The organism is Streptomyces sp. NPDC031274 (genome assembly GCF_055570235.1).
The window spans coordinates 1-1,203 of the sequence record NZ_JBVIHP010000336.1 but is presented as its reverse complement, the minus strand read 5'-3'; the positions used below and the strand labels follow the sequence as shown (position 1 = coordinate 1,203).

Annotated in this window: 1 protein-coding gene and 1 pseudogene; both read right to left on the bottom strand. The window is 73.4% G+C overall.

Translation table 11 applies throughout. The features are described 5' to 3' along the window. Positions 1-611 (bottom strand): annotated as a pseudogene (locus tag ACZ5CR_RS46160) (hypothetical protein); the annotation flags it as partial. Between the two features lie 2 nt (positions 612-613). Continuing rightward, on the bottom strand, positions 614-1,159 hold the full coding sequence (locus ACZ5CR_RS46155) for a sigma-70 family RNA polymerase sigma factor (protein ID WP_468869964.1): 546 nt from the start codon (positions 1,157-1,159) through the stop codon (positions 614-616). Positions 1,160-1,203 lie beyond the last annotated feature (44 nt).

Sequence of the window (1,203 nt, the reverse complement as noted above, 5' to 3'; positions counted from 1 at the left end):
AGCCGCGGGTCCACGTCCACATCCATCACGAACGTGATCTGTTTCTTGCCGCTGACCGGCTTGTAGTAGCGGGAGACGTCCAGGACGATCCGCTCCTGAGCCGCTCCGGGGATCGGCTCGACCCGGTTCACCGTGCCCTCCACGATGAGCCGCGCGCACGCCACGTACCCCTCGGGTGAGAGATCCTCGGCGGCCCCGCCACCGTCCGCCTTGTCGTCCCCCGGCGCCGCGCCCTTCGCCGCGTCGGAGTCGGCGCTCTCGGTGACCCCGCCCCCGCTCTCCACCGCGAGCCAGGCGAGCCCGCCCACCAGCGAGACCGCCGCGGTGGCCGCGGCAAGCCCGAGCGCCATCGTCAGGCGCCGCCGCCGGACACCGGCGGGGCGTACGGAGGCGACCGGCTTCGGCACAGCTACCGGCTCCGGAGCCGCCAGTGCGTGGCCCGCCCCCCGGATGTGCTCCCTGAGCAGTGCGACATCCGCCACAGTCGCGGCATGCTCCGCCACGAGCTCCGGGTCCTGCCGGGAGGCCTCGGGCAGGGGATCGCCCGTGAGGGCGAGCATCAGCGCATCGTGGTCGTAGTCGTGGTCGTAGTCGTACTCGTCCCTGGCCACCGTCACACCACCTCGCCCTCGTGCAGCCGCGTCCGCAGCACCCGTACCGCCGTATGCAGCCTGCTCTTGACCGTGCCCTCCGGAATGCCCAGCTCGTCCGCTATCGCCCTGACCGGCAGATCGGCGTAGAAGCGCAGGACGACGACCTGCCGCTGGGTGTCGGGCAGCGCGTCCAGGCCCTGGGTCACGGCCATCGAGAGCGCCCGCGTCTCCGCCCCGTCCTCGTCCGTCGCCTCCCGCCACAGCACGGCGAGCCGCTCCCCGAGCCGCTCCTGCCTGCGGCGTGCCCGGTGCCAGTCCATGGCGAGGTTGGAGGCGACGACCGCCGCCCACGCGGACACGTCACGCGGCGCATCGCGCCCGTCCGCCGCCCGCTCCAGGAGCTTGAGCCTGACCTGCTGGACACCGTCGGGCAGATCGGCGTGCGGCACTCCGCCGAGCGCGAGCACCGCCCGCACCCGGTCCTCCTGTGCCGCGTCGAGCGGATCGGACCGTTCCTGACGGCCCTGCCGATCCCGCCGGTCCCGTCGCATTCTTCCGCGCAGCAAGACACCCCTCCCGTCCCCGCGTTTCCCCTAGGACGCGGGGGCGG